General features: G+C 57.5%; 1 pseudogene. It reads right to left on the minus strand.

From position 1 onward, the window contains the following. Window positions 1-1,476: pseudogene (locus tag ACR0BU_RS24630) on the minus strand (hypothetical protein); the annotation flags it as partial. Between the last annotated feature and the right edge of the window lie 505 nt (window positions 1,477-1,981).

Genomic DNA, 1,981 nt, shown 5'->3' on the forward strand with positions numbered 1-1,981 from the left:
TGCCGTGTTGCTGATGGTCTGGCCGTGCAGGGTCAGCTGATCGTTGTCGCCTGCACCACCATCCAGAACGTGGGATCCGTCATAGGTGCTTTTGTCGAAAATCGTGACGGTATCGTCACCCGCACCGCCATAAATGCCACCGGTGAAACTGCCACCTGACAGGTTCAGGGTATCGTTGCCGTCTCCGCCATAAACATCACCGACGAAATGGCCGCCCTCTATTTCCACGGTATTGTCGCCCGCACCGCCGTAGACATCACCGATGACGCGTCCGCCTGTCACAATCAGGGTATCATCACCGGCATCAAGAAGAATGTCACCGGAGATCATTCCTGCCGAGGTGATGGTCGCTGTGCCATCGTCGTCTTCTGTTACATGGCCAATCGCCCCGAAAGTCATCGTGTGTATCGCAATGCCAGAAGCCCCGGCATTCACATTGGCGGTGCTGGTGATATCAATCGTCCCGATGTCGCTTGACATCGTTCGGATCGCGGCGCCGTTTCCTGATCCACCCGTCACAGTACCGTCCACATCCACGTCAAAGCCTGTTGCACCCTGAGCGCGGATGCCGTGTGCATGTGCTCCGGAAACCGTAACCTCGGCGTCCACGCCCAACTTAACAGTCGCCTGCCCACGGATCGATGCCGCCACAAGCCCGCTAGCAACTTCCCCAATCGTGGTGATTCTACCGCCATCCATCTGAGCAAGCGCAGTGCCATGGCCATTGGTCTGCGCAAAAAGCCCGTAGGCTCGGTTACCATCTGTACTGATATCCCCTTTGGTCATGCGTGCCGTCGATGGCGCAGTACTATCCTCGTTGCCGATCGACGCGACAAGCCCACGGGACTGGTCCTCAATCGTGGTGACTGTGCCATCATCCATTTGCGCAAGCACGGCGCCGGTGCCCCAGGTGCTCGCATACAGTGCACTCCCCCAGTCACTGCCTATATTAATATTCCCTTTGGTCATGCGCACTGTCACACTGCCTGTAACATCCCTCGTGCCAAAGTAATTCGGGCCGATTTTCGCCAAAATCCCGAAACCGGTTGCTCCAGTCGTGGTGATTGTTCCGCCGTCCATTTGCACAGAAATATCACCTTCGCCGTCACTCACTCTTTCCAACCTCACTCCGGAGCCACCCACCGTGATGGCAGGGTCGGCTGGAAGTATCAGAGTGAGCCCGTCTGAACCGGTATAGGTGACGCCATCAGCGTAGGGGTTAGGGCCGGTGCCAGTGGGAGCGTCACATGTGACTGTATCTTGTATGACAGTACCTTGTTGGCCTTTTTGCTCCGCCCCGCACTCATCGGCCGCATACGCCGCGCCGCCGGTGATCAGCACCGTTAACGTCACCACAACCGAAAGGCTGGGTGCAATGCTCGCCACCTGGCCCTTGAGCTTGGTCAAACGATCAGCCCGAACGAAAACGGATCGTGGGCGAAGGGCCGGCTCGAGGCCCAAGGTTTCGGCTATCATTGTGCGACTCTCCTGTGACGTGCACCACCAACGTGTTTGAACCAGGGCATCAACCCGTTCGTCGGCGGTCAGTAGATTGGTATGGATTCGGGAATTGCTGCTTGCATCGGCCGGAAGCGCTGTGACAGCCTCAGGCAAAAGCGAACTGCCATCGGTGTTCGGCGGCATTGCGCCCGCGCAGGCCGTACTGATCGTGGCAAAAAGCGCGAGGAGATCACATCAAACACCGGGCGCATAACTGCCATGTCGCGTGTCACAGAGGTCAGAGACGATCGCTTCAGGCCATCCAATCCTGACGCCGTGATCGGACTGCCCGTTAATCCACGAGCAACGGCCGACCTTCGGCCGGGTATCAGACTGTAACGATGATTTGACCGTTAAGTGCTGCTGTCTGCCTGCGCCAAGGCGCAGCGTCGGTTCTTGAACCGATGAACCGATGAACCGATGAACCGATGAACCGATGAACCGATGAACCGATGAACCGATGAACCGATGAACCGATGAA

It is taken from the genome of Ruegeria sp. CK2, assembly GCF_056536585.1.